Source organism: Kitasatospora sp. NRRL B-11411 (genome assembly GCF_000721345.1).
GTDB lineage: Bacteria > Actinomycetota > Actinomycetes > Streptomycetales > Streptomycetaceae > Kitasatospora > Kitasatospora cineracea.
In genome coordinates this window covers 1-19,547 of record NZ_JOGH01000031.1, presented here as the reverse complement: position 1 = coordinate 19,547, position 19,547 = coordinate 1, and the positions used below count along the sequence as shown (strand labels likewise).

17 protein-coding genes and 1 pseudogene are annotated in these 19,547 nt (G+C 76.5%); 14 read left to right on the top strand and 4 right to left on the bottom strand.

Annotated elements, in window-relative coordinates; all coding sequences use genetic code 11:
• The first annotated feature begins 12 nt into the window (after nucleotides 1-12).
• From IH44_RS0116645 to IH44_RS49410, 10 genes are all read left to right on the top strand, one after another.
• On the top strand, nucleotides 13-645 hold the full coding sequence (locus IH44_RS0116645; RefSeq protein WP_051816977.1) for an SAF domain-containing protein: 633 nt from the start codon (nucleotides 13-15) through the stop codon (nucleotides 643-645).
• Nucleotides 645-1,865, top strand: coding sequence for a hypothetical protein (locus tag IH44_RS47270; protein WP_063759623.1), 1,221 nt, complete (start codon nucleotides 645-647; stop codon nucleotides 1,863-1,865). Before IH44_RS0116645 ends, IH44_RS47270 begins: the two co-directional genes overlap by 1 nt.
• A complete protein-coding gene (locus tag IH44_RS0116635; protein ID WP_232794964.1) occupies nucleotides 1,855-3,420 on the top strand; it encodes a CpaF family protein in 1,566 nt (521 codons plus the stop codon). The genes IH44_RS47270 and IH44_RS0116635 overlap by 11 nt, the downstream gene beginning before the upstream one ends.
• On the top strand, nucleotides 3,420-4,385 hold the full coding sequence (locus tag IH44_RS0116630) for a type II secretion system F family protein (RefSeq protein ID WP_063759622.1): 966 nt from the start codon (nucleotides 3,420-3,422) through the stop codon (nucleotides 4,383-4,385). The genes IH44_RS0116635 and IH44_RS0116630 overlap by 1 nt, the downstream gene beginning before the upstream one ends.
• Complete coding sequence (locus IH44_RS0116625) at nucleotides 4,382-5,269, top strand: hypothetical protein (RefSeq protein ID WP_030460348.1); 888 nt, start codon at nucleotides 4,382-4,384, stop codon at nucleotides 5,267-5,269. The genes IH44_RS0116630 and IH44_RS0116625 overlap by 4 nt, the downstream gene beginning before the upstream one ends.
• A 258-nt stretch (nucleotides 5,270-5,527) precedes the next feature.
• The gene (locus IH44_RS0116620; protein ID WP_030460347.1) at nucleotides 5,528-5,791 is read left to right on the top strand and encodes a hypothetical protein; all 264 of its coding nucleotides are present in this window, start codon (nucleotides 5,528-5,530) and stop codon (nucleotides 5,789-5,791) included.
• A 71-nt stretch (nucleotides 5,792-5,862) separates the two neighbouring features.
• Nucleotides 5,863-6,225 (top strand): TadE/TadG family type IV pilus assembly protein, encoded by a 363-nt coding sequence (locus IH44_RS0116615; protein ID WP_063759626.1) that lies wholly within the window; start codon nucleotides 5,863-5,865, stop codon nucleotides 6,223-6,225.
• On the top strand, nucleotides 6,222-6,734 hold the full coding sequence (locus IH44_RS0116610) for a TadE/TadG family type IV pilus assembly protein (protein ID WP_035955354.1): 513 nt from the start codon (nucleotides 6,222-6,224) through the stop codon (nucleotides 6,732-6,734). Before IH44_RS0116615 ends, IH44_RS0116610 begins: the two co-directional genes overlap by 4 nt.
• A 32-nt stretch (nucleotides 6,735-6,766) precedes the next feature.
• Nucleotides 6,767-7,210, top strand: a complete 444-nt coding sequence (locus IH44_RS0116605; protein ID WP_030460344.1) for a TadE/TadG family type IV pilus assembly protein — start codon at nucleotides 6,767-6,769, stop codon at nucleotides 7,208-7,210.
• The gene (locus IH44_RS49410; protein ID WP_051816975.1) at nucleotides 7,210-11,409 is read left to right on the top strand and encodes a LysM peptidoglycan-binding domain-containing protein; all 4,200 of its coding nucleotides are present in this window, start codon (nucleotides 7,210-7,212) and stop codon (nucleotides 11,407-11,409) included. The genes IH44_RS0116605 and IH44_RS49410 overlap by 1 nt, the downstream gene beginning before the upstream one ends.
• Nucleotides 11,410-11,500: 91 nt before the next feature.
• Here the strand turns inward: IH44_RS49410 and IH44_RS44270 are convergent, their stop codons facing one another.
• Together IH44_RS44270 and IH44_RS0116585 are read right to left on the bottom strand one after the other, a co-directional pair.
• The gene (locus IH44_RS44270) at nucleotides 11,501-12,979 is read right to left on the bottom strand and encodes a phospholipase D-like domain-containing protein (protein WP_081966924.1); all 1,479 of its coding nucleotides are present in this window, start codon (nucleotides 12,977-12,979) and stop codon (nucleotides 11,501-11,503) included.
• A 287-nt stretch (nucleotides 12,980-13,266) separates the two neighbouring features.
• Nucleotides 13,267-13,746 carry a VOC family protein gene (locus tag IH44_RS0116585; protein WP_030460341.1) on the bottom strand — a complete coding sequence of 160 codons (480 nt, stop codon included), beginning with the start codon at nucleotides 13,744-13,746 and terminating at the stop codon, nucleotides 13,267-13,269.
• A gap of 184 nt (nucleotides 13,747-13,930) precedes the next feature.
• Here IH44_RS0116585 and IH44_RS0116580 point away from each other — a divergent pair, with 184 nt between their 5' ends.
• Complete coding sequence (locus IH44_RS0116580) at nucleotides 13,931-14,719, top strand: nucleotidyltransferase domain-containing protein (protein ID WP_107066552.1); 789 nt, start codon at nucleotides 13,931-13,933, stop codon at nucleotides 14,717-14,719.
• 52 nt (nucleotides 14,720-14,771) lie between these two features.
• Here the strand turns inward: IH44_RS0116580 and IH44_RS42845 are convergent, their stop codons facing one another.
• Nucleotides 14,772-15,926 carry a hypothetical protein gene (locus IH44_RS42845; RefSeq protein ID WP_051816974.1) on the bottom strand — a complete coding sequence of 385 codons (1,155 nt, stop codon included), beginning with the start codon at nucleotides 15,924-15,926 and terminating at the stop codon, nucleotides 14,772-14,774.
• A 40-nt stretch (nucleotides 15,927-15,966) separates the two neighbouring features.
• On the bottom strand, nucleotides 15,967-16,530 hold the full coding sequence (locus IH44_RS0116570) for a DUF4240 domain-containing protein (protein ID WP_051816973.1): 564 nt from the start codon (nucleotides 16,528-16,530) through the stop codon (nucleotides 15,967-15,969).
• Between the two features lie 320 nt (nucleotides 16,531-16,850).
• Here IH44_RS0116570 and IH44_RS0116565 point away from each other — a divergent pair, with 320 nt between their 5' ends.
• From IH44_RS0116565 to IH44_RS41110, 3 genes and pseudogenes are all read left to right on the top strand, one after another.
• Nucleotides 16,851-17,798 carry a zinc-binding dehydrogenase gene (locus IH44_RS0116565; RefSeq protein ID WP_030460337.1) on the top strand — a complete coding sequence of 316 codons (948 nt, stop codon included), beginning with the start codon at nucleotides 16,851-16,853 and terminating at the stop codon, nucleotides 17,796-17,798.
• A 134-nt stretch (nucleotides 17,799-17,932) separates the two neighbouring features.
• On the top strand, nucleotides 17,933-18,976 hold the full coding sequence (locus IH44_RS0116560; RefSeq protein WP_030460336.1) for a S66 peptidase family protein: 1,044 nt from the start codon (nucleotides 17,933-17,935) through the stop codon (nucleotides 18,974-18,976).
• 362 nt (nucleotides 18,977-19,338) lie between these two features.
• Nucleotides 19,339-19,547, top strand: a pseudogene (locus IH44_RS41110) (hypothetical protein); the annotation flags it as partial.

The following is a 19,547-nucleotide window of genomic DNA, read 5'->3' as shown; positions in this document are numbered from 1 at the left end:
GAGAACCGAAGCATGCCGACCCCGCCGCGCCGACTCGGCGCGCGGCGGCGGCGACCCGCCATGCTGGCGATGGCGGCGGCGCTGATCGCGGCCGGCGGGCTGGGCGGGGCGGTGCTGTACAACAGCAGCGGGCAGCGGATCGCGGTGCTGGCGCTGGCCCGGGACGTACCGATGGGGCAGGTGATCGGGTCGGACGACCTGGTGGTCGCGCACATCGCGGGGGACCCGGCGCTGCACCCGCTGGACGCCCAGGACCTGCAGCGGACGGTGGGGCTGCGGGCCACCACGGACCTCAAGCGCGGGGCGCTGCTGGTCAAGTCGGACCTGACCAGCGACCCGGCGACCCAGCCGGGGCAGCAGATCGTCGGGGTCTCCGCGAAGCGCTCCCAGCTGCCCGCGACCAAGCTGCAGCCCGGCCTGCAGATCCTGATCGTCAACACGCCCGACGCCAAGGGCGACGGCACCGCGACCCGGACCCCGGACACGATGACCGCGGTGGTCTCCGCGGTGGGCCGGCCCGACACCGACGGCAGCACCGTGATAGACGTCGCCGTCGGCCCCGCCGACGGGCCCCGGCTGGCGCTCTGGGTGGCGGGGGGCAAGTTCCAGGTGATCCTGGCGCCCCGCACCGCCGGAGGGTCCTGATGACGGTGGTGGCCGTGCTCGGCGGGCCGGGCGCGCCGGGGGCCACCAGCAGCGCGCTCGCGCTGCTGCTGTCCTGGCCGCTGCGGCCGGGCCGCCGGGTGCTGCTGGTCGAGTGCGACCCGGACGGCGGCGCGGTGCTGGCCGGGGCGCTGGAGGGCCGGGTGGAGGCCGTGTACGGGCTGCGCAACCTGGCCGTCGCCGACCGGCGCGGGCTGCTCGCCGAGACGCTGTGGGAGCAGCTGCTCGACGTCTCCCCGCAGGGCACCGGCGAACGCCTGCTGCTGCCCGGCCTGACCGACCCGGCCCAGGCCCCCGGCCTGGCCTACACCTGGGAACCCCTGGTCGAGGCGCTGCACGCGCTCGAACCGCAGGGCTACGACGTGCTGCTCGACCTCGGCCGCTCCGGCGCCAACGGGCCGATGGCGGTGCTGCCCCGGCGCGCCGACGTGGTGGCCGCCACCGTCCGCACCACCCTGCGCGGCCTCTCCGCCGCCCGGCCCCGGATCGCCGCGCTACGCGAGGACCTCGACGCCCACGGCACCGGCTCGGACGGCCTCGGCCTGCTGCTGGTCGCCGAGGGCCCCTACCCGGAGAGCGAGGTCTCCCGGCAGTTCCGGCTCCCCGTGCTCGGGGCGCTCACCCACGCGCCGCGCACCGCCCGGGTGCTCTCCGACGGCGGCGACACCACCGACCGGCGCTTCATCCGCTCCGAGCTGATGCGCACCGCGCGCACCACCGCCGACCGGATCCAGGACCTCGCCGCCGCCCGCCGCCGGCGCCTCGGCGGCCCCCAGCCTGCTCAGGGCGGCCCGCAGCCCGTTCAGGCACAGCCCGTTCAACAGCAGCCCGTGCAGCACGCGTTGCCCCCGCAGCAGGTGCAGGCTCCGCAGCCGGTGCCGCCGTTCGTGGCGGGGCCGGTGAGCGGGCCGGCGTACCCGCAGCAGCAACAACAACCACAGCAGCCGTACCAGCAGCAGCCGCCGTCGTACCCGCAGCAGCCGTACCAGCAGCAGCAGTTCCAGCCGCAAGGGACGGGGCAGTTCACGGGGGAGTGGCCGATCCGGGTGGAGGCGCCGCAGATCTCGTACGCCGCGCCGTACATCGCACCGCCCGCGGTGCCGCAGCCGCCCGTGCCCGCGCCGTTCCCGGGGCAGCCCGGGCAGCCCGGGCAGCCCGGGCAGGGCGGTCCGGAGGGGGAGGAGGTGCGGCGTGCGCGCTAGCCCGTACCAGGGGCCGCTGCCGTCGCAGCAGCCGGTGAACGGACAGGTGGCGCAGGGGGGTTCGGCCGAGGCGGCCGGGCTGCCCTGGGGGAAGCCGCCGGTGGTGGAGCCGCCGGTGCGGACCGGGCCGGTGGCGTCGGGCGTGCCCGCGCTCTCGCCGGTGGGGGCGCGGCCGGCCGTGGACACCCAGGTGGCCCGGGAGTTGAAGCGGCAGGTCGCGGCGGAGCTGCACCAGCAGCTGTCGCGGCTGTCGGAGGCGTCCGGGAGCGAGGCCGACCGGGCGACCCGGCGGCAGCGCGGGCGGGCGCTGATCGAGGAGGCGGTGGCCCGCTGGTCGGACGCGTACGCGCAGACCCACGGCATCCCGCCGACCCGGGAGCAGGACCGGGTGCTCGCCGAGGCGGTGTACGACCTGCTGTTCCGGGCCGGGCGGCTGCAGCCGTACCTGGACGACCCGGAGATCGAGAACATCCTGATCAACGGGTGCGACGACGTGTGGGTCTCGCGGGTGCACCAGCCGCTGCGGCAGGTGCCGCCGGTGGCCGACACCGACGAGGAACTGGTCGAGCTGCTCCAGGACCTGGCGCGCCAGCACGGCGGCGGCGAGCGCAGTCTCTCCACCGCCAGCCCGATGCTGGCGCTGCGGCTGGAGGGCGGGATGCGCCTGCAGGCGATGACCGAGGTGACGCCCCGCCCGTACGTGGCGATCCGCCGGCACCGGGTGGCCAGCGCCACGCTCAGCGACCTGGTCCAACTCGGCACCGTGGACAGCACGTTGGCGGCGTTCCTGGCGGCCGCGATCCGGGCCCGGAAGAACGTGATGATCACCGGGACGCAGGGCGTCGGCAAGACCAGCCTGCTGCGCGCGATGGCCGCCGAGATCCCGCCGGACGAGCGGGTCGGCACCCTGGAGTCCGAGTTCGAGCTGTGGCTGCACACCCTGGGCCACCTCAAGCAGGTCGTCCCGATGGAGGCCCGCGAGGGCAACGGCGAACGCGTGGACGGGCGCCTGGCGGGCGAGTTGACGATCGGTGAGCTGATCCCGGCGGCGCTGCGGATGACGCTGTCGCGGATCATCGTCGGCGAGGTCCGCTCCGCCGAGGTGGTGCCGATGCTACGGGTGATGACCAACGGCGAGGGCGGCTCGATGTGCACCCTGCACGCCCGCGGCCCGCACATGGTGGTCGACCGGATCGCCGAACTCTGCCTCGAGTACGGCGCCCACATGACCGACACCCTCGCCTACCGGCTCACCGCCAACGCGGTGGACTTCATCGTGCACGTCGCGATGGTCGACGAGACCGCCGTCGGCGGCCGCCGGCACCGCTTCGTCTCGCACGTGCTGGAGGTCGCGGGCCTCGGCGAGTCCGGCCGCCCCGCGCTGAACACCGTCTTCGGGCCGCGCCCGGAACTCGGCGAGGTCCGGGCCGTCCCCGTCACCCCGCCGCACTGCCTGGACGACCTGCGCCGGGCCGGCTTCGACGCGGGCCTGCTCGGCTCCCCGTACGGGACGTGGAGCGCGCCGCTGTCGCTGCGGATCGGGGGGATGCGCTGATGCTGCTGTACGTGCTGTGCGGACTGCTGCTGGCCGGCGGGCTGGTGGCGCTGGCCGCCGGCCTGCGCGGGCGGCCGGTGGACGAGGAGGAGCGGGACAACCCGCTGGAGGGCCGGCTGCACACCCTCTGGTACGGGGCGCCCGGCACCGCCTCGCCCGGGATGGCCCGGCTGCGCCGGATCCAGCTGGCGCTGGCCCTGCTCGGCGCGCCCGGCGGCTGGCTGTTCACCGGCATCCCGCTGGTCGCGCTGCTCGTCCCGGCCGCCGTGTTCGGCCTGCCCTGGCTGTTCGACGCCACCCGCTCCGACACCCGGCGGATCGAACGGCTGGAGGCGCTCGCCGAGTGGACCCAGCGGCTGGCCGACGTGCTGCTGCTCGGCGTCGGCCTCAACCAGGCCATCATGACCAGCCGGCGCACCGCCCCGGCCGCCCTGGAGACCGAGATCTCCGACCTGGCCGCCCGGCTGCAGTCCCGCTGGCGCCCCGAGGACGCGCTGCGCGCCTTCGGCGACCAGGTCGCCGACGCCACCGCCGACAAGGTGCTCGCCGCCCTCGTGCTGCGGGCCGGCGACAGCGGGCCCGGCCTGGCCCGGGCGCTGGCCGACATGGCGGACTCGGTGCGCGAGGAGGTCCGGCAGCGGCGCGCCATCGAGGCCGACCGCTCCAAGCACCGCACCACGATCCGCTGGATGGTCGGCATCATCCTGCTGGTCATCGTGATCGGCGCGTTCAACTCCCGCTACACCGCCCCCTACTCCACGGCGCTGGGCCAACTCGTGCTCGGCATCGTGGCGGTGGCCTTCGTCGCGGTGATCGGCTGGATGCGCTCGCTGGCCCGGCACACCCCGCTGCCCCGGGTCCTGGAGGCCGACCGCCGCTCCAGGACCGGCCGGCTGCCCGGCCGCCGAGGCGCCGAGGACGGCGCCGCGGCCGAGGACGAACCCCTGCTGAAGGAGGCCCGGTGATCTCCCCCTGGGCGGTGCTGGCCGGCGGCGCCGCGGCCGGCGGCGTGGCCCTGCTGCTGGCCGAACTCCGGCCCGCCCCACCCGACCTGGGCCAGGCCCTGGACCGGCTGCACCGCGTCCCCGAACCCCGCCGGGCCGAGGAGCAGGACGTCGTGCTGCCCTGGTACGACCGGGTCGGCGAACGCTCCGGGCGGCTGCCCGGGGTGCGGATCCCGCACCAGGAACTCGCCCTGATCGGCCGCAGCCCGGCCCGGTTCATGGCGCACAAACTGCTGTTCGCCGTCCTCGGGTTCGCCCTGCCCGGCTACCTGACGGTGATGGCCGCGGTGATCGGCGACGGCCTGCCGCTCGCCGTCCCGCTGCTGGTCGGGCCGCTGCTGGCGGCGCTGCTCTGGTTCGTCCCCGACGGCATCGTCTCCGGCGAGGCCAAGGAGGCCCGCACCGAGTACCTGCACGGCATCGCCGCCTACCTGGAACTCGTCGCCCTCGAACGGGCCGCCGACTGCGGCCCCGCCGAGGCGCTGCGCCGGGCCGCCGCGGTCGGGCGCGGCACCGTGTTCCGGCGGATCCGCGACGCCCTGGAACGGGCCGCCACCGACCGGCTCCCGCCCTGGGACGGACTCGACGCGCTCGCCCTGGAGCTGGGCCTCACCCCGCTCCAGGACGTCGCCGACATCATGCGGATCTCCGGCGTCGACGGCGCCGCCGTCTACGACACCCTGCGGGCCCGCGCCAAGAGCCTGCGCGGCGAACTCCTCTCCGAGGAACTCGCCAAGGCCAACACCGACAGCGAACGGATGGTCGCCCCCGGCTCCGCCCTGACCCTGCTGATGACCGTCCTGATCGCCTTCCCCGCGGTCTACCAGATGCTCAACGCCAACTGACACCCCGTGACCCCGCCACCGCCCCGCCGCCCCGCCGGACGGCCCGACCCCACCGCACCCAGGCCCTGCCCGGCCGATCTTGCCGGGCGCGCGACGCCGGATCATCCCGGCTGGAAGCACCGGCCCAACACCCAAGTACATCCAGTACGAGGGCGTCGGGCCGGCACTCCCAGCCGGGCGCCCGACGCCGCGCGCTGATCCGGCAAGATCGACCGGACAGGCCCTAGCCCCTCCCCTCGACGTCCTGGAGACCACACCATGGCCCGAATCCGCACCGTGGCGACCGCCCTGCGGCCGCTGCTCCCGCTGCACCTCGTCCGCCCCGCCGTCGACTACCGCCTGGCCAAGCTGCGGCTGGCCCGCGGCAGCGGCGACCGCGGCGCGATCAGCATCGAACTCGCCCTCGCCGTCCTGGTCCTGGTCGCCGTCGCCGGGACGGTCGTCTACGCCATCACCCAGCTCGGCAACCACGTCAAGGAGCAGATCCCGGACAACGTCACCTCCGACGGCAAGACCTCGTGACCCGCCGCCCGCACCGGCGGCCCGCCCCCGGCGGGCCGCTGCCGCGCGCCCGCCGGTCCGACCGGGGGGCGATGACGATCAGCCTCGCCATCGTCTTCCCGGCCGTGCTGTTCACGATCCTCCTGGTGGTGCAGGCCGGCCTGTGGTGGTACGCGGAACAGGCCGCGCTGGCAGCCGCCCGGGAGGGCGTGGAGGCCGGACGGATCAACGGCGCGCAGCCCGGTGCGGGCGAGGAACGGGCCACCGCGTTCATCGACCGGCTCGGCGACCTGGTGCGGCTCCAGCAGCCGCCGCAGCAGCTCGGCGGCGACCCCGACCTGTACCAACTGTCCGTCACCGTGCGGCCGGTGACCCTGGTGCCGTTCGTCAACCCGACGATCACCAAGACCGCCGGCGCGCCCCGGGAGAAGTTCGTCGCCCCGGGGCAGCCGTGAGGATCCGGACCGCCGGGGGGCGGACCGGGAAGTCGCACCCGCGCCGGGAGCGCGGCTGGTTCGGGAGGCGGACCGGGAAGCCGGACCCGCGCCGGGAGCGCGGCTCGTTCGCGGTCGAGGCGGCGGTCCTGGTGCCGGTGATCCTCGGCTTCGCCCTGATGGCGGTGGCCGCCGGACGGCTGCAGACCACCGGCTCGGTGGTCGACGCCGCCGCCCGGGCCGGCGCCCGGGCCGCCTCGCTGGCCCGCACCCCCGAGGGCGCCCAGCAGGCCGCCGCGGACGCCGTCCGCACCTCGCTGGCCTCCCGGTCGGTGCGCTGCGCCGCCGAACCCACCGGGGACCCGGAGTACGGCACGCTGGACACCGACGGCGGCCAACTGGCCACCGTCACCGTCCGGGTGTCCTGCACGGTGCCGCTGTCCGACCTGCTCGGCCTGGACGGCGTACCGGGCCACAAGACGGTCACCGGTACGTTCACCTCCGTGGTGGACCGCTATCGGGGAAACTGAGAGGGCTTCAACACACCGTGGGGGGAGGGAACGTGGACGAACCAGGCGTGAACGCCCGGGACCGGGGCAGCATCTCGGTCATGGTCGCCATCACCGCCGTCAGCCTGGTCGCCGTGGTCGGCCTGGTGCTCGACTTCGGCGGCCAACTGCGCGCCGTGGAGCGGGCCGACGCGCTCGCCCAGGAAGCCGCCCGGGTGGCCGGCCAGCAACTCGACATCGCCCGGCTGCGGGCCGGCGACGGCTACCAGGTCGACGCGGAGCAGGCCCGCTCCGCCGCCCGGGCCTACCTGGCCGGCCAGGGCGTCTCGGGGGACGTCGCCTTCCCCAAGTACCCCGACCTCAGCGAGGTCAGCGTCACCGTCACCAGCACCTACCCGACCGCGCTGCTCGGCCTGGTCGGCATCACCTCACTCTCCGTGCAGGGGCACGGCAAGGCCACCCTGCTGCACGGCATCACGGAAGGGACGACCGGCTGATGGCCGCGCGCGGAGCCGACGACCAGCACCGCAAGGGCCGCCGAACACGGCGGCCGGACCGCCCCGCTGCCGGCCGGCAGCCCGCCCCCGCCGCCACCGGCCGGCGCCGGCGCGGCACCGGCGGCTCGGTGCTGGCCGCGCTCGGCGCGCTGCTGGCCCTGCTCCTGCTGCTGGCCGGGGTGCCCGCCCTGCTCGGCTACGGCACGCTCGCCGTCGCTGCCATGGGCGACCCGGTCCACGGCGACCTGCTCGCCGCGCTCACCAGCCCCGACGACGGCAGCCTGTTCCTGTGGCTGCTGGTCGGCATCGGCTGGATCGGCTGGCTGTGCTTCCTGGTCTCCGTGCTGGTCGAGGTCCCCGCCCAGCTGCGCGGCCGGGTCGCCCGCCGGATCCCCGCGTTCGGCTGGAGCCAGCGGATCGCGGCCGGCCTGGTCGGCTCGGTGCTGGCCCTGCTCCCGGTCGCCGGATCGGCCTTCGCCGCCACCCCCGAACTCGCCCAGCGCCCGGCCGCCGTCGCCCAGTTGAACGCCGCCCCGGCCTACGCCGCGCTCCCCGCCGGAGCCCCCGCGGCCGCGCCCGCCGCCGACCCGCAGCAGCCGGTCTACACCGTCCGCGACGCCCGGCCCGCCGACAGCCTGTGGTCGATCGCCGAACGCCAACTCGGCGACGGGGCCCGCTGGACCGAGATCGCCAAGCTCAACGCGGGCCGCCCGATGGACGGTTCGGGCACCCGCTTCGACGCCGACCGGCCGATCCAGCCCGGCTGGCAGCTGCTGATGCCCGCCGGCGCCAAGTCCGACCCGGGCCCGGCCGCCGCCGGCAGCACCCAGCCCGAGCTCCCCGCGCTCCCCGCCGCCGGTTCCGCCGCGCCCGCACACGGCAGCGTCACCGTGCACTCCGGCGACTCGCTCTCCGCCATCGCCCAGCGGGAGCTGGGCGACGGCGACCGCTGGCCCGAGCTGTTCGAGGCCAACAAGGGCGCCACCTCGCCCGACGGCGAGAAGCTCACCGACCCGGACGTGCTCGCCCCCGGCACGGTGCTCACCGTGCCCGGCGCCGCCCAGGCCCCGCAGACCCCGGCGCCGCAGACCCCGGCGCCGACCGAGCCGACCGCGCCGGTCGAGAGCCCGGCCCCGCAGACCCCGGCGCCCGCGACCCCGGCACCCGAGGCCACCGCGACCCCGGCGCCCGCGCCGAGCACCCCGGCCCCGGCCGCCTCGGAGACCGCGCCCGCGCAGGGCCCCGCCGCGCAGTCGCCCGCGCCGCAGGACTCCGCGTCCGCCGCCCACCTGCCCGCCGTCCGCGAGCAGCACACCGCCGCCACCGGGAACGGCGACTACACCGTCGCGCTGGCCGCCTCCGGCCTCGGCGTGCTGATGGCCGCCGCGCTGATCACCCTGGTCGGCCGCCGCCGCACCGACCAGCAGCGGGCCCGCCGCCCCCGGCACCGGATCGCGCTGCCCTCGGCCGCCGCCGGGCGCTTCGAGGCCGAACTGAAGGCCCGCCAGGACCAGCCCGGCCTCGAACTGCTCAACCGCGCGCTGCGCACCCTGGGCCGCAACGCCGTCCGCGGCGAGAAGCGGCTGCCCGCGCTGGTCGCCGCCCGGGTCACCACCGCGGGCACCGTCGAACTGCACCTGGCCGCACCGGCCGTGCCGATCGCCCCGTTCCGGGCCGCGCACGCCCCGAACGTGTGGTGGTGCCCGACCGACTCCACCGAACTGCTCTCCGCCGGACAGGCCGCCAAGCACGCCGCCCCCTACCCGGCGCTGGTCACCCTCGGCGCCACCCCCGACGGCTCGACCGTCCTCGCCGACCTGGAGACCGTCCGGCTGGTGCACCTCTCCGGGCACCCCGACGACGCCGAGGACGTGCTGCGCAGCCTGGCCGTCGAACTCGCCCACAGCCCGCTCGCCGACCGCCTGCACCTGCACCTGGTCGGCATCGCCACCGACCTGCCCGCCGCCGGCCCCGCCGCCGAACGGGTCCACCACCACGCCACCTTGGAAGCCGCACTGGCCGCCCTCGGCCCGCGCACCGCCAAGGCCCGCGCCACCCTGATCGGCGCCAACGTCGGCAGCCCCCGCGAGGCCCGCAGCCGGGGCAGCGCCGACGAGGCGTGGCTGCCCGAGATCGTGCTGTCCGCGCAGCCGCCCACCGGCGGCGTGCCCGCCGAACTCGGCCGCCTGCTCGACGGCCGCCCCCGCACCTGCCTGGCCGTCCTCACCCGCGCCCCCGAGCGCGGCGCCGGCCCGGTCGCCCGCTGGACCCTCCCCGCCACCGGCCACGCCGCCCTGCCCGGCCTGCACCTGAGCGTCGAACTCCAGCGCCTCAGCCGCGAGCAGTACGCCCAGCTCGGCGAACTCGTCCGCGCCTCCGGCGACTTCACCCAGCACCCGGCCCCCGAATGGACCCTCGACGGCCCGCACAACGGCCCCGAGGACGAGCAGGAACTCCCGCTGCCCGTCCCCGCGCTGGCCGCGGTCGGCGCCGCCATCGGCGCCGAGAGCGGCGCGGCCCCCGGCCCGCTGGGCGCCGACCTGCTCGGCCTCGGGGCGACGGACCGGGACGGGGAACCGGACACGGGCGCGGACGCGGACGCGCGGGCCGGCGGCACGCTCGACGCCCGGCTGCTCGCCCTGCTCGGCGGGCCGACCGGACCGGCCGCGACCGCCGCCGCCGCGACGACCGCTGCCGCGACGACCGCTGCGACCGCTCCGCCGAAGACCAGCCTGGCCAAGACCGGCGCGGGCGGCTCCGGCAGCGGTTCCGACGGCGGTGGGACGGACGGCGGGGAGGCGGCCGGGCCCCGGCTGCTGGCCCGGGTGGTACCCACCGGCAGCAGCCCGTTCGCCGGGCTGGTCCCGACCGCCCCGACCAACCCGTACGCGGTCGTCCCGGTGCGGCCCGTCCAGCCCCCGACGCCGCCGACGCCCGCGACGCCCGCCGCGCCCGCGACGCCCGCCGCACCCGGGTCCGAGCCGCGGCACCTCGCCAACGGCCAGGCCCGCAAGGTCACCACCCCGCCGCACGGCACGCCCGTCGACCCCCGGATCGCGGCCGCGCTCCCCGAGCCCCCTGTCGCGTCCGCCGCGTCCGCCGCACCCGCCGCGTCCGCGCTGCCCGGGCCGGCGCCGGTGCCGTCGCAGGCCGAACTGCCGCCCGCCGCGCCCGAGTCGGAGCGCGGCAGCACCGTCGCGCCCGAGCCGGTGCCGGACGGCGGCACCCGTTCCTTCGAGCCGGCAGCCCCCGCCGAGGCCCCGCCGGTCGGGCCGGAGCAGCCGGCGGTGCCCGAGCCGCTGCCCGTGCACGACCAGGCGGCGGCCCCCGACCCGCGTTCCCCGGCCCGGCCGTCCGTCCGGCCCGGGAACGGTCCGGCCCGCACCGACAGCGACGACCTGCTGGCGATCCTGCGCTCGCCGGAGGCGCACCACCTGCGTTCCGCGCCGCGGATCCGGCTGCTCGGGCCGGTGGACGTGCTCGGCGCGGCGGGCAGCCCCGACCCGGCGGGCCGCCCCCGGCTGACCGAGCTCGCCGCGTACCTGGCGCTGCGCCCCGGCACCGAGCGCACCACGATCGACCGCGACATCCACCCGGGCGCCGCGCACCTCGACCCGCGGGCCACCGCCGAGCGGCTGGCCGACCCGCTGCCGGCCAAACTCGCCGCGCTGGCGGGCTGGTTGGGCACCTCCCCGGAGGGCCGCGACTACCTGGAGGCGCAGGCCGCCGACAGCTACGCACTGGCCCCGGCGGTCAGCTGCGACTGGGACGAGTTCCGCAGCCTGTACCGGCGCGGCATGCGGTCCACCTCCAGCACCGCCGACGCCGCCCTCGCGCACGCGCTGGCCCTGGTCCGCGGCGCCCCGTTCGCCGAGGCCCCGGCCGGGGCGTTCGCCTGGGCGGAGCCCGAGCGGCAGGACATGCTGGCCGCGATCGTCGACACCGCGCACGAACTCGCCGCCCGCCGCCTCCAGTACGGCGACCACCGCACCGCCGAGGCCGCGATCTTCCGCGCCCTCGCGGTCGCCCCCGAGGTCGAACTCCTGCACCGCGACCTCTTCTACGCCTACGCCTCGGCCGGCGCCCGCGACCAGCTCGTCCGCTCCGTCAACCGCCTCGACGCGCTCAGCCGCCGCACCGGCCGCGACCTGGACCCGGACACCGTCGCCCTGCTCCGCGACCTCCTCACCGGCAGCTGACCGGCCCCGGGCCCCGGCCCTGCAGCACGCACCGCGCCCCCGTCCGGGACTTCCGGGCGGGGGCGCGGTGCGAGCAGGAACTGGCGGACCGTCAGGAGACGTTCAGGGCCAGGTCGTCCAGGACGAAGGAGGTCTGCTCGGTGTAGTCCTCCGTGCCGCTGAAGGTGAGGGTGACGCTCTGCCCGGCGTAGGCGGAGAGGTCCACGGTGTGCTGGACGTAGCCGGTGCGGTGGTCGAGGTTGGAGTGAGTGGCGACGGTGGTGCCGTTGGCGGTGACGGTCAGCTTGTCGTAGGCGGTCGTGGTGGTGGTCTCGGCGGTGTCGACGTGCAGCCAGTAGGTCAGGGCGGCCGTGCAGCCGGCCGGGACGGTGACGGTCTGGCTGAGGGTGTCGGTGCCGGTGGTGCCGCGGCCGTCCAGCCAGACGTCCCAACTGCCGCTGTGGGCGGGCTCGGTGGCTGCGCTGTTGAGCACTCCGGCGGTGGCGGTCCAGGGGCTCGCGGTGCCGGTCTCGAAGCCCGGGTTGCCGAGCAGCTGGGCCGCCGTGCAGGTGCCCGTGCCGCCGCCCCCGCCGGTGCCCCCGCCGGTGCTGGGGACGCGGTTGAAGTCGGCGGTGATGGTCGACTCGATGCCGGAGAGCACCGCCGGGTCGGCGATGATCAGGCCGAGTTCCCGGTTGTGGTTGAGGGAGTTGTCGGAGAAGTTCTCCGACCCGGCGAACACCTTGGCGGTGGCGGTGCCGTAGTCCGCGACGATCGCCTTCGCGTGCACGTAGAAGCCGGTGCTGCTGGTGTACGTGGTGACCTTGCCGCCCGCCGCGGTCACCTGGTTGAACTGCGTCGTGTACTTGCCGGAGGTGTCCTCGGCGACCACCCGCACCGCCACGCCGCGCTGGGCCGCCGCGACCACCGCGTTGACCAGGGCGGGGTCGCCGAACTCCTCCTGCTCGACGTCCAGGCTGTGCTGCGCGCCGTTGACCAGCGCCAGCAGCCGGTTCTGCGAGTCGGTGGGCGACCAGACCAGGTCGGTGCCGTCGGACGGGGTGATCGCGGTGTGCGCGTAGTCCGCGTCGAAGACCTGCTCGATCGCGGCCACGTCGGCCGGGTCGGTGTCCAGCACGCCGTAGTCGCGGGAGGTGGCGTAGTAGGTGGAGTCGAAGTTGCCGGTCGAGACGTACGAGCGGGCGCGGTCCACGGTGATGGTCTTCTGGTGGGTGTAGGTGAAGGTGGACGAGGAGTAGACCACGCTCACCCCGCCCGCCGTCAGCGCGCTGTACGCGGCGCCGTTGACCGAGCTGTGGTTGGGGTCCATCACCACCCGGACCCTGACGCCCGCCTTCTGCCGGTTCACCAGCGCGGTGGTGAGCGTGGTGTCGCGCAGTTCGTAGATCGTCACGTCGACCGAACTCGTCGCCGAGTTCACCAGGTCGTAGATCGCGTTCTCGCCCTGGTCGGGCAGGACCACCAGGGTGTACGCGCCGGCGGCGTGCGCCGAGGTGACCGGCACCAGCACGGTGGCGGCGGCGGTGGCACCGGCGGCCAGGGTGCGCAGCAGGCGGCGGGTGAGGCTCATGACAGGGCTCTCCAGACGTCCGTCGTACGTGGATGACGCGCGTAGCGCGCAGCCCAGTAGGGCACGGCGGGACGGCCGGTCAGAAGAGCCCGGACATGACAGATCGCTGAACAGCAATACTTTTACCGGGCCGCGGAGATCCGTTGACCGGGCGGGGAGGAGCGCTTGACGGGGCGTCGGGCGGGCGTCGAGGCGGGGTGTCGGGTGGCGTTGGGGTGTAGCGCTCGGCGGGGCGTCGGGCGGTGTCGGGGCGCGGGGCCTGACAGGGCGCGGGGCCCGGCGGGGCGTCAGACGCCGTCGGCGGCGGCCTCCAGTGCGGCGACGTCCAGCTTGCCCATCTGCAGCATCGCGGCGGTGGCCCGGCGGGCGCGCTCCGGGTCCGGGTCGGCGAGCAGCTCGGTCATCCGGCGCGGCACGATCTGCCAGGACAGGCCGTACCGGTCCTTCAGCCAGCCGCACGGGCCCGGCGCGCCGCCGTCGGCCGTCAGCAGCTCCCAGTAGCGGTCCACCTCGGCCTGGTCGGCGCAGTCCACCTGGAGCGAGACCGCCTCGTTGAAGCGGAACGCCGGGCCGCCGTTCAGCGCCAGGAACTCCTGCCCGAACAGCTCGAAGGACACCAGCATCACGCTCCCGGCCTCGCCCGGCCCGGCGTCCGAGTAGCGCTGCACGTCGGTGATCCGGCCGTACTCGAACACCGAGGTGTAGAACTCGGCGGCCTGCTCGGCCTGGTCGTCGAACCACAGGAAAGTGGTGATCTTCTGCGCCATCGTGACGTCTCCTCCGTTCCCGTACGGTCGCCCGGCCGCACGGCCGGGCCCCTTCGACGGTAGGGGGTGCCGGGCGCGTCCCGGCGGCGCCGCGCCCGGCACCCCGGCGGCTTCCCGCCCCGCCCCCGCCGCGCCCCGGCCAGGGCCGTGCCGCACCCGGCCGGGCCGTGTCAGCATGGGCGGCATGACGCTCCCCGAACCGCCGTACCTGCCCGCACCCGACGACGAGGCCCAACGCGCCCTCGCCGCCCCGCTGTTGGCGGCCTTCGCGGCGCGCCTGTCGGCCGCCGTGCCGGTCGACGCGCTGTGGGCGCACGGCTCGCTGGCGTACGGCGACTACCGGCACGGGCGCAGCGACCTCGACCTGATCGCCGTGCTGCCCGCCGTCCCCGACGGGCCGACGCGGGAACGACTCGCCGCGCTGCACCGGGAGTTGGTCGAGGAGCAGCCCGGCGCGGCGAAACTGCACTGCTCGTACCTGCCGCGCGAGGAACTCGGCGACCCGGCCGCCGTGCACTTCACCTTCGCCCAGGACGAGCCGATGGAACGCCCGGTCACGGTCATCACCCGCCGCGAACTCCTCGACGGGGCGACGGTGCTGGCGGGCGGTCCGCCCGCGGCGCTGCTGCCGCCGGTCACCGACGCCGCGCTGCACGCGCACATCCGGGCCGACCTGCGCGACTACTGGTACCCGGTCACCGACCGCCCCGAGCCGTGGCAGCGCGACATCTGGGTGGACTTCGGCCCGGTCACCGCCGTCCGCGCCACCGTCGCGCTGCGCGAGGGCCGGCTGATCACCAAGCGCGAGGCGATCGCCCGCCTCCCCGCCCTGGACGCCCCACCCGGCCTGGCCGAGGACATCGCCGCCCGCCGCTACGGCGCCCCGCCGGTCCTCACCCCCGAGGAACGGACCCGCCGGGCCGAACAGGCCCGGCTGTTCACCCGGCTGCTGATCGAACGGGCGCTGGACTGACGGAGCTGGACCGACGGCGCTGGACTGACGGCGCTGAGCTGACGGCGCCGGGTCAGTTGAGCAGGTCGAGGGCGCCGGGCAGCGGGGCGTAGCCGACCTCGGTGTCGTCGTACGGGCGCAGGCAGCGGTGCACGGCGCGGCTGACGGCCAGTTGCGGGCCGGTCCGGGCGCCGACCCGGGCCACCGCGAGCCGGGGGACGGTGCGCGGCTCGACGTCCAGGTTGGCGCGCAGCGGCAGCCAGCGGGCGCCGCGGGCGCGGCAGGCGGTCTCGCCGAGGTACCAGAGCGCGCAGTCGAACACCGGGTCGTCGGCCAGCCGCGGCAGGTCCGGGCTCCACGGCAGGTGCTCCTCGCGGTGCAGCAGGACGCTCAGCTCCGGGCCCAGCCCGAGCACCCGGACCCGTTCCCGCAGCGCGGCCTCCAGCACCACCAGGGAGCCCGCGGAGAAGTCGAGCGCGGCGCCCGGGCCGGCGGCGCGCGCCCAGAGCGGGAAGGCGTCGGCCCGGACCGCCAGCCACTCGGCGAGCGCCTCCCCGACCGGGCCGGGGTCGAGCGGCCCGGGCGCGCCCGGCAGGGGCCGGCCGTCCGGGTGCCCGGCCGGGCGGGCGCGGGCCACGGCCAGTGCCCGGTCCACCAGTTCGGCCCAGGGCGCGTACTGCTCCAGGGCCGCGGTCAGCCGCCCCGCCGGGCCGGGCCCGGCCGCGTGGGCGAGCTGGCCGAGCGGGTCGACCAGCGGGAAGTCGTCCTCGCACAGCTCCTCGGCCTCGGCGAGCTCGGCCCGCTCCGCCTCGTCCAGCAGTTCGCGCGGCAGGCGCAGCAGCGGGTCGGTCCGGTGGTGCGGGGCGGGTTCCGGCGAACGGGCCCAGCGCGCACCGTAGTTGCGGACGTGCACCTCGCCCAGGTACCAGGCCGCCACGGTCAGGAACGGCTGGTCGCGGGCGTCCAGCGCGGTGGCCGCGTCCCGGTAGCGGCGGCGGACCTCCCGCTCCAGCCGGGGCAGCGAGGCGACCTCGAAGTCCCAGCGGCCGGGCAGCGCCGCGGCCCAGGCCGGGAAGGCGGCCCGGGCGGCCGCCAACCAGCCGTTCAGGCGCGGGTTGTCCCGGCACGCGGGGCCGTCGATCCAGGCGTCCCCGTTCCCGTTCCCGTCCGCGTCGTGCTCGTCCGCTGCGTCGTCATCGAGGGGGCGAGGGTCTCCGGTGGCCGTCATGGGGTCCGAGGGTAGGCGGAGGCGCCGACACGACGGGGCGTCAGGTGGCGTCGGCGAACAGCGCGGTGAGCCGGGGGAGGCGGGCGGCGGTCCGGGCGGGCGTCCAGACCGGGTCGGCGAAGGCGGCGTCGCAGGGCATCTCGTGGCCGAGCGCGGCCAGGGCGTCCTCCAGTCCGTCCTCCTCGCCGGTGAGCCGCTCGTGGGCGTCCTGGGCGCAGTAGTCGAGCGCCTCCCAGTCAGGGAAGTCGTCGTCGGTCCACCGTTCGTACGGGAGGGCGGCCAGGCGGCGCAGCGCGGGGTGGTCGGCCAGCGCGTCCGGGTCGTGCACGGCCAGGTGGTAGGCGGCGCGGCCCAGGCCGATCAGCCAGACGTGGAAGTACCACAGGCCGTCGTCGCTGACCCGGCCGCGCAGCACCAGCCGGGCCAGCGCCAGGGTGCCCGCGGTGTCCAGCGGGGCGCGGGCCTCGTCCAGGCGCAGCTGGAACTCCAGCACCTCCGGCAGCGGCAGCCCGGCGAGCCGCTCCGTCAGCCGCTCGGCCCGCTCGCCGCCGGGGCCGCCCGCCGCGCTCGACTCGACCAGGTCCCAGAATCCGTCGGTGTCCATGCCGGGCATCCTGGCAGCCGCCGCCGACAGCTCCCGGCAGCTCCCGGGCAAGGCCCGGCAGGGCTTGGCCGCTCCCGGCAGGGCTCGGCCGCCGCCGACAGCTCCCGGCAGCTCCCGGGCAAGGCCCGGCAGGGCTCGGCAGCCCCCGGCAGGGCTCGGCAAGGCCCGGCAGCCGCCGACAGCTCCCGGCAGCCGCCGACAGCCCCCGGCAGGGCTCGGCAGCCCCCGGCAGGGCCTGAGCGGCTTGACCTCAAGCGGACTTGAGCCTCCAGGATGGGCGGCGGGCCGGAACGACCGGCCGGTGGACGGACGGAGGCGTGATGCGCGCGGTGTGGCTGCGGGAATTCGGCGGGCCCCAGGTGCTGGTGCCGGGCAGTGCGCCCGACCCGGTGCCGGGGGAGGGACAGGTGCTGATCGAGGTCGCGCACGCCAACCTGACCTTCGTCGAGACCCAGTTCCGGGCCACCGGCCTCGGCCCGTTCACCGGCGACCTCCCGATGGTCCCCGGCAACGGCGTCGGCGGCACCGTCACCGCGCTCGGCCCCGGCACCGACCCGGCCTGGCTGGGCCGCCGGGTGGTCTCCTCCACCGGCGGCAGCGGCGGCTACGCCGAACTCGCCGCCGTCCCCGCCGACGGCCTGCACCCCGTCCCCGACGGTCTCGCCCTCGACGACGCCACCGCGCTGCTCGCCGACGGCCGCACCGCCCGCCTGCTGCTGGAGACCGCCGCCCCCGCCCCCGGGGCCCGCGTCCTGGTCACCGCCGCGGCCGGCGGCGTCGGCACCCTGCTGGTGCAACTCGCCACCGCCGCCGGCGCCCACGTCGTCGCCGCGGCCGGCGGCCCGAGCAAACTCGCCCTGGCCGCCGAGCTCGGCGCCGCCGAGACCACCGACTACCTGCGGCCCGACTGGACCCGTTACCCCGACCCCGTCGACCTGGTCCTCGACGGCGTCGGCGGCACCCTCGGCCGGGCCGCCGCCGGACTGCTCCGCGACGGCGGAAAACTGCTCAGCTACGGCCTGGCCAGCGGCAGTTGGACCGACCTCCCGCCCGCCGAGGCCGCCGCCCGCGACCTCACCGTGCTCACCCTGCGCCCCACCCCCGAACGCGTCCGCGCCGCCACCGCCCACGCCCTGGCCGAAGCCGCCGCGCACCGGCTGCGCCCCGTCATCGGCCGCCGCTTCCCGCTGGAACGGGCCGCCGACGCGCACCGCGCCATCGAGTCCCGCGCCACCCTCGGCAAGACCCTGCTGGACGTCGCCCCCTGAGCGGGGAACCCGATGCACCGCGCGCGCCCGGGTTTCCGATGCACCGCGCGCGGCCGGGAACCTGGCTCACCACGCGCGGCCGTGAGCCGGAAACCCGGTCGTGCACGGTGCGGTCGGGCGACTAGCATCCCGGCATGTCAGACCAGCCGACGTACCCGCCCAAGCCCCGGCCCGGCGACCGGATCGCGGTCGTCTCGCCCGGCTTCGCCGGCCCGGGCGCCTTCCCGCTCCCGCACGAACTCGGACTGCGCCGCCTGCGCGAGGAGTTCGGCCTGGAGCCGGTCGAGTACCCCGCCACCCGCAAACTCGGCGCCACCCCCGCCGAGCGCGCCGCCGACCTGCACGCCGCGTTCGCCGACCCGACGGTCACCGCCGTCATGGCGACCCTCGGCGGCGACGACCAGATCACCGTGATCCCGCACCTGGACGCCGAGTTGATCCGGGCCAACCCCAAGCCCTTCTTCGGCTACAGCGACAACACCAACCTGCTCGACTTCCTGCACCGCCAGGGCATCGTCGCCTACCACGGCGCCGCCGTCATGACCCAGCTCGGCCGCCCGCACGCCGTCCACCCGCTCACCGCCGCCTCGCTGCGCGCCGCCCTGTTCGACAGCGGCCCGTACGAGCTCACCGCCGCCACCGAGGCCAGTACCGTGCTGGGCCGCTGGGAGGACGAGGCCACCTTCGCGCGGGAGCCGGCGAGCGAACCCGTCACCGGCTGGCACTGGCACCGCCCCGACCGGGTCGTCGAGGGCACCGCCTGGGGCGGCAACCTGGAGATCCTGCACTGGATGGCCGCCGCGGACCGGCTCCGCCCCGCCGCCGAGCACGCCGGCGGCGTGCTGTTCCTCGAGACCTCCGAGGAACTGCCCAGCGCCACCGAGGTGTTCCGGATGCTGCGCAACCTCGGCGAACGCGGCCTGCTGCGGCAGTTCCCGGCCCTGCTGGTCGGCCGCGCCATGGCCTGGACCTTCGAACACCCCCACGACACCGGGGCCCGCGCCCGCTACCGCACCGACCAGCGCGCCGCCGTCCTGCGCGCCCTGGACGCCTACGCCCCCGACACCATGGCCGTCTTCGACGTCGACCTCGGCCACACCGAACCGCAACTCGTCATCCCGTACGGTGGCCGGGTCCGGGTCGACGGCCCGGCCCGCCGGATCACCGTCACCTACTGACGGCCCCGCCCCCGGCCGGTCGTCAAAGGCGGGCGATCGTCAAGGGCGGGCGTCAAGGGCGGCCGATCGTCAAGGGCGGGCGGGTGCACAGGAGGACACCCCGGGGTGAACCGCCGGCGCCGGAACGGGGGGCGGTCCGCCGTCCGGGTGCCCCCGTCCGGTCAACGCCCGCCCCCTGCCGGACCGTTCACCGCCCCGTCCGTCCCGGGCCCCGGGCTGCTGTCAACCCGCCCGTGGCCCGGCCTGGCCCGGCCGGCCGCGGACCACGTATCGTGGCCGGGATCGGAGCGTGGTGCGGGACGCCACGGCGGGTACGACGTCGCACGGCGACGGACGGGGGCGGTGACCGAACGGTGGCTGACGTGGCATCGACGACCGGGGACGGCCCCGCGGCCGACCCGGCGGAGACGGTCGAACTCCCCCCGAAGACCCCCGTCCTGGAGCAGACCCCCGGCACCGCGCCCACCGCGGATCCGTTCGCCACCTCGATCAACCTGGTGATCCCCGACGCCGTCCTCAGCTCCACCCGCACCATCCCGCTGCCCACCCCCACCCCGCCCGGCGGGGGGGG

Excerpts from the sequence above, each read along its gene's own strand:
- IH44_RS44270 (WP_081966924.1), bottom strand. The coding sequence starts at position 12,979 with ATGAGCCTCACCCGCCGCCTGCTGCGCACCCTGGCCGCCGGTGCCACC.
- IH44_RS0116630 (WP_063759622.1), top strand. The coding sequence starts at position 3,420 with ATGCTGCTGTACGTGCTGTGCGGACTGCTGCTGGCCGGCGGGCTGGTG.
- IH44_RS0116615 (WP_063759626.1), top strand. The coding sequence starts at position 5,863 with ATGACGATCAGCCTCGCCATCGTCTTCCCGGCCGTGCTGTTCACGATC.
- IH44_RS0116570 (WP_051816973.1), bottom strand. The coding sequence starts at position 16,530 with ATGGACACCGACGGATTCTGGGACCTGGTCGAGTCGAGCGCGGCGGGC.
- IH44_RS0116560 (WP_030460336.1), top strand. The coding sequence starts at position 17,933 with ATGTCAGACCAGCCGACGTACCCGCCCAAGCCCCGGCCCGGCGACCGG.
- IH44_RS0116620 (WP_030460347.1), top strand. The coding sequence starts at position 5,528 with ATGGCCCGAATCCGCACCGTGGCGACCGCCCTGCGGCCGCTGCTCCCG.
- IH44_RS0116580 (WP_107066552.1), top strand. The coding sequence starts at position 13,931 with ATGACGCTCCCCGAACCGCCGTACCTGCCCGCACCCGACGACGAGGCC.
- IH44_RS49410 (WP_051816975.1), top strand. The coding sequence starts at position 7,210 with ATGGCCGCGCGCGGAGCCGACGACCAGCACCGCAAGGGCCGCCGAACA.
- IH44_RS47270 (WP_063759623.1), top strand. The coding sequence starts at position 645 with ATGACGGTGGTGGCCGTGCTCGGCGGGCCGGGCGCGCCGGGGGCCACC.
- IH44_RS42845 (WP_051816974.1), bottom strand. The coding sequence starts at position 15,926 with ATGACGGCCACCGGAGACCCTCGCCCCCTCGATGACGACGCAGCGGAC.
- IH44_RS0116585 (WP_030460341.1), bottom strand. The coding sequence starts at position 13,746 with ATGGCGCAGAAGATCACCACTTTCCTGTGGTTCGACGACCAGGCCGAG.
- IH44_RS0116645 (WP_051816977.1), top strand. The coding sequence starts at position 13 with ATGCCGACCCCGCCGCGCCGACTCGGCGCGCGGCGGCGGCGACCCGCC.
- IH44_RS0116565 (WP_030460337.1), top strand. The coding sequence starts at position 16,851 with ATGCGCGCGGTGTGGCTGCGGGAATTCGGCGGGCCCCAGGTGCTGGTG.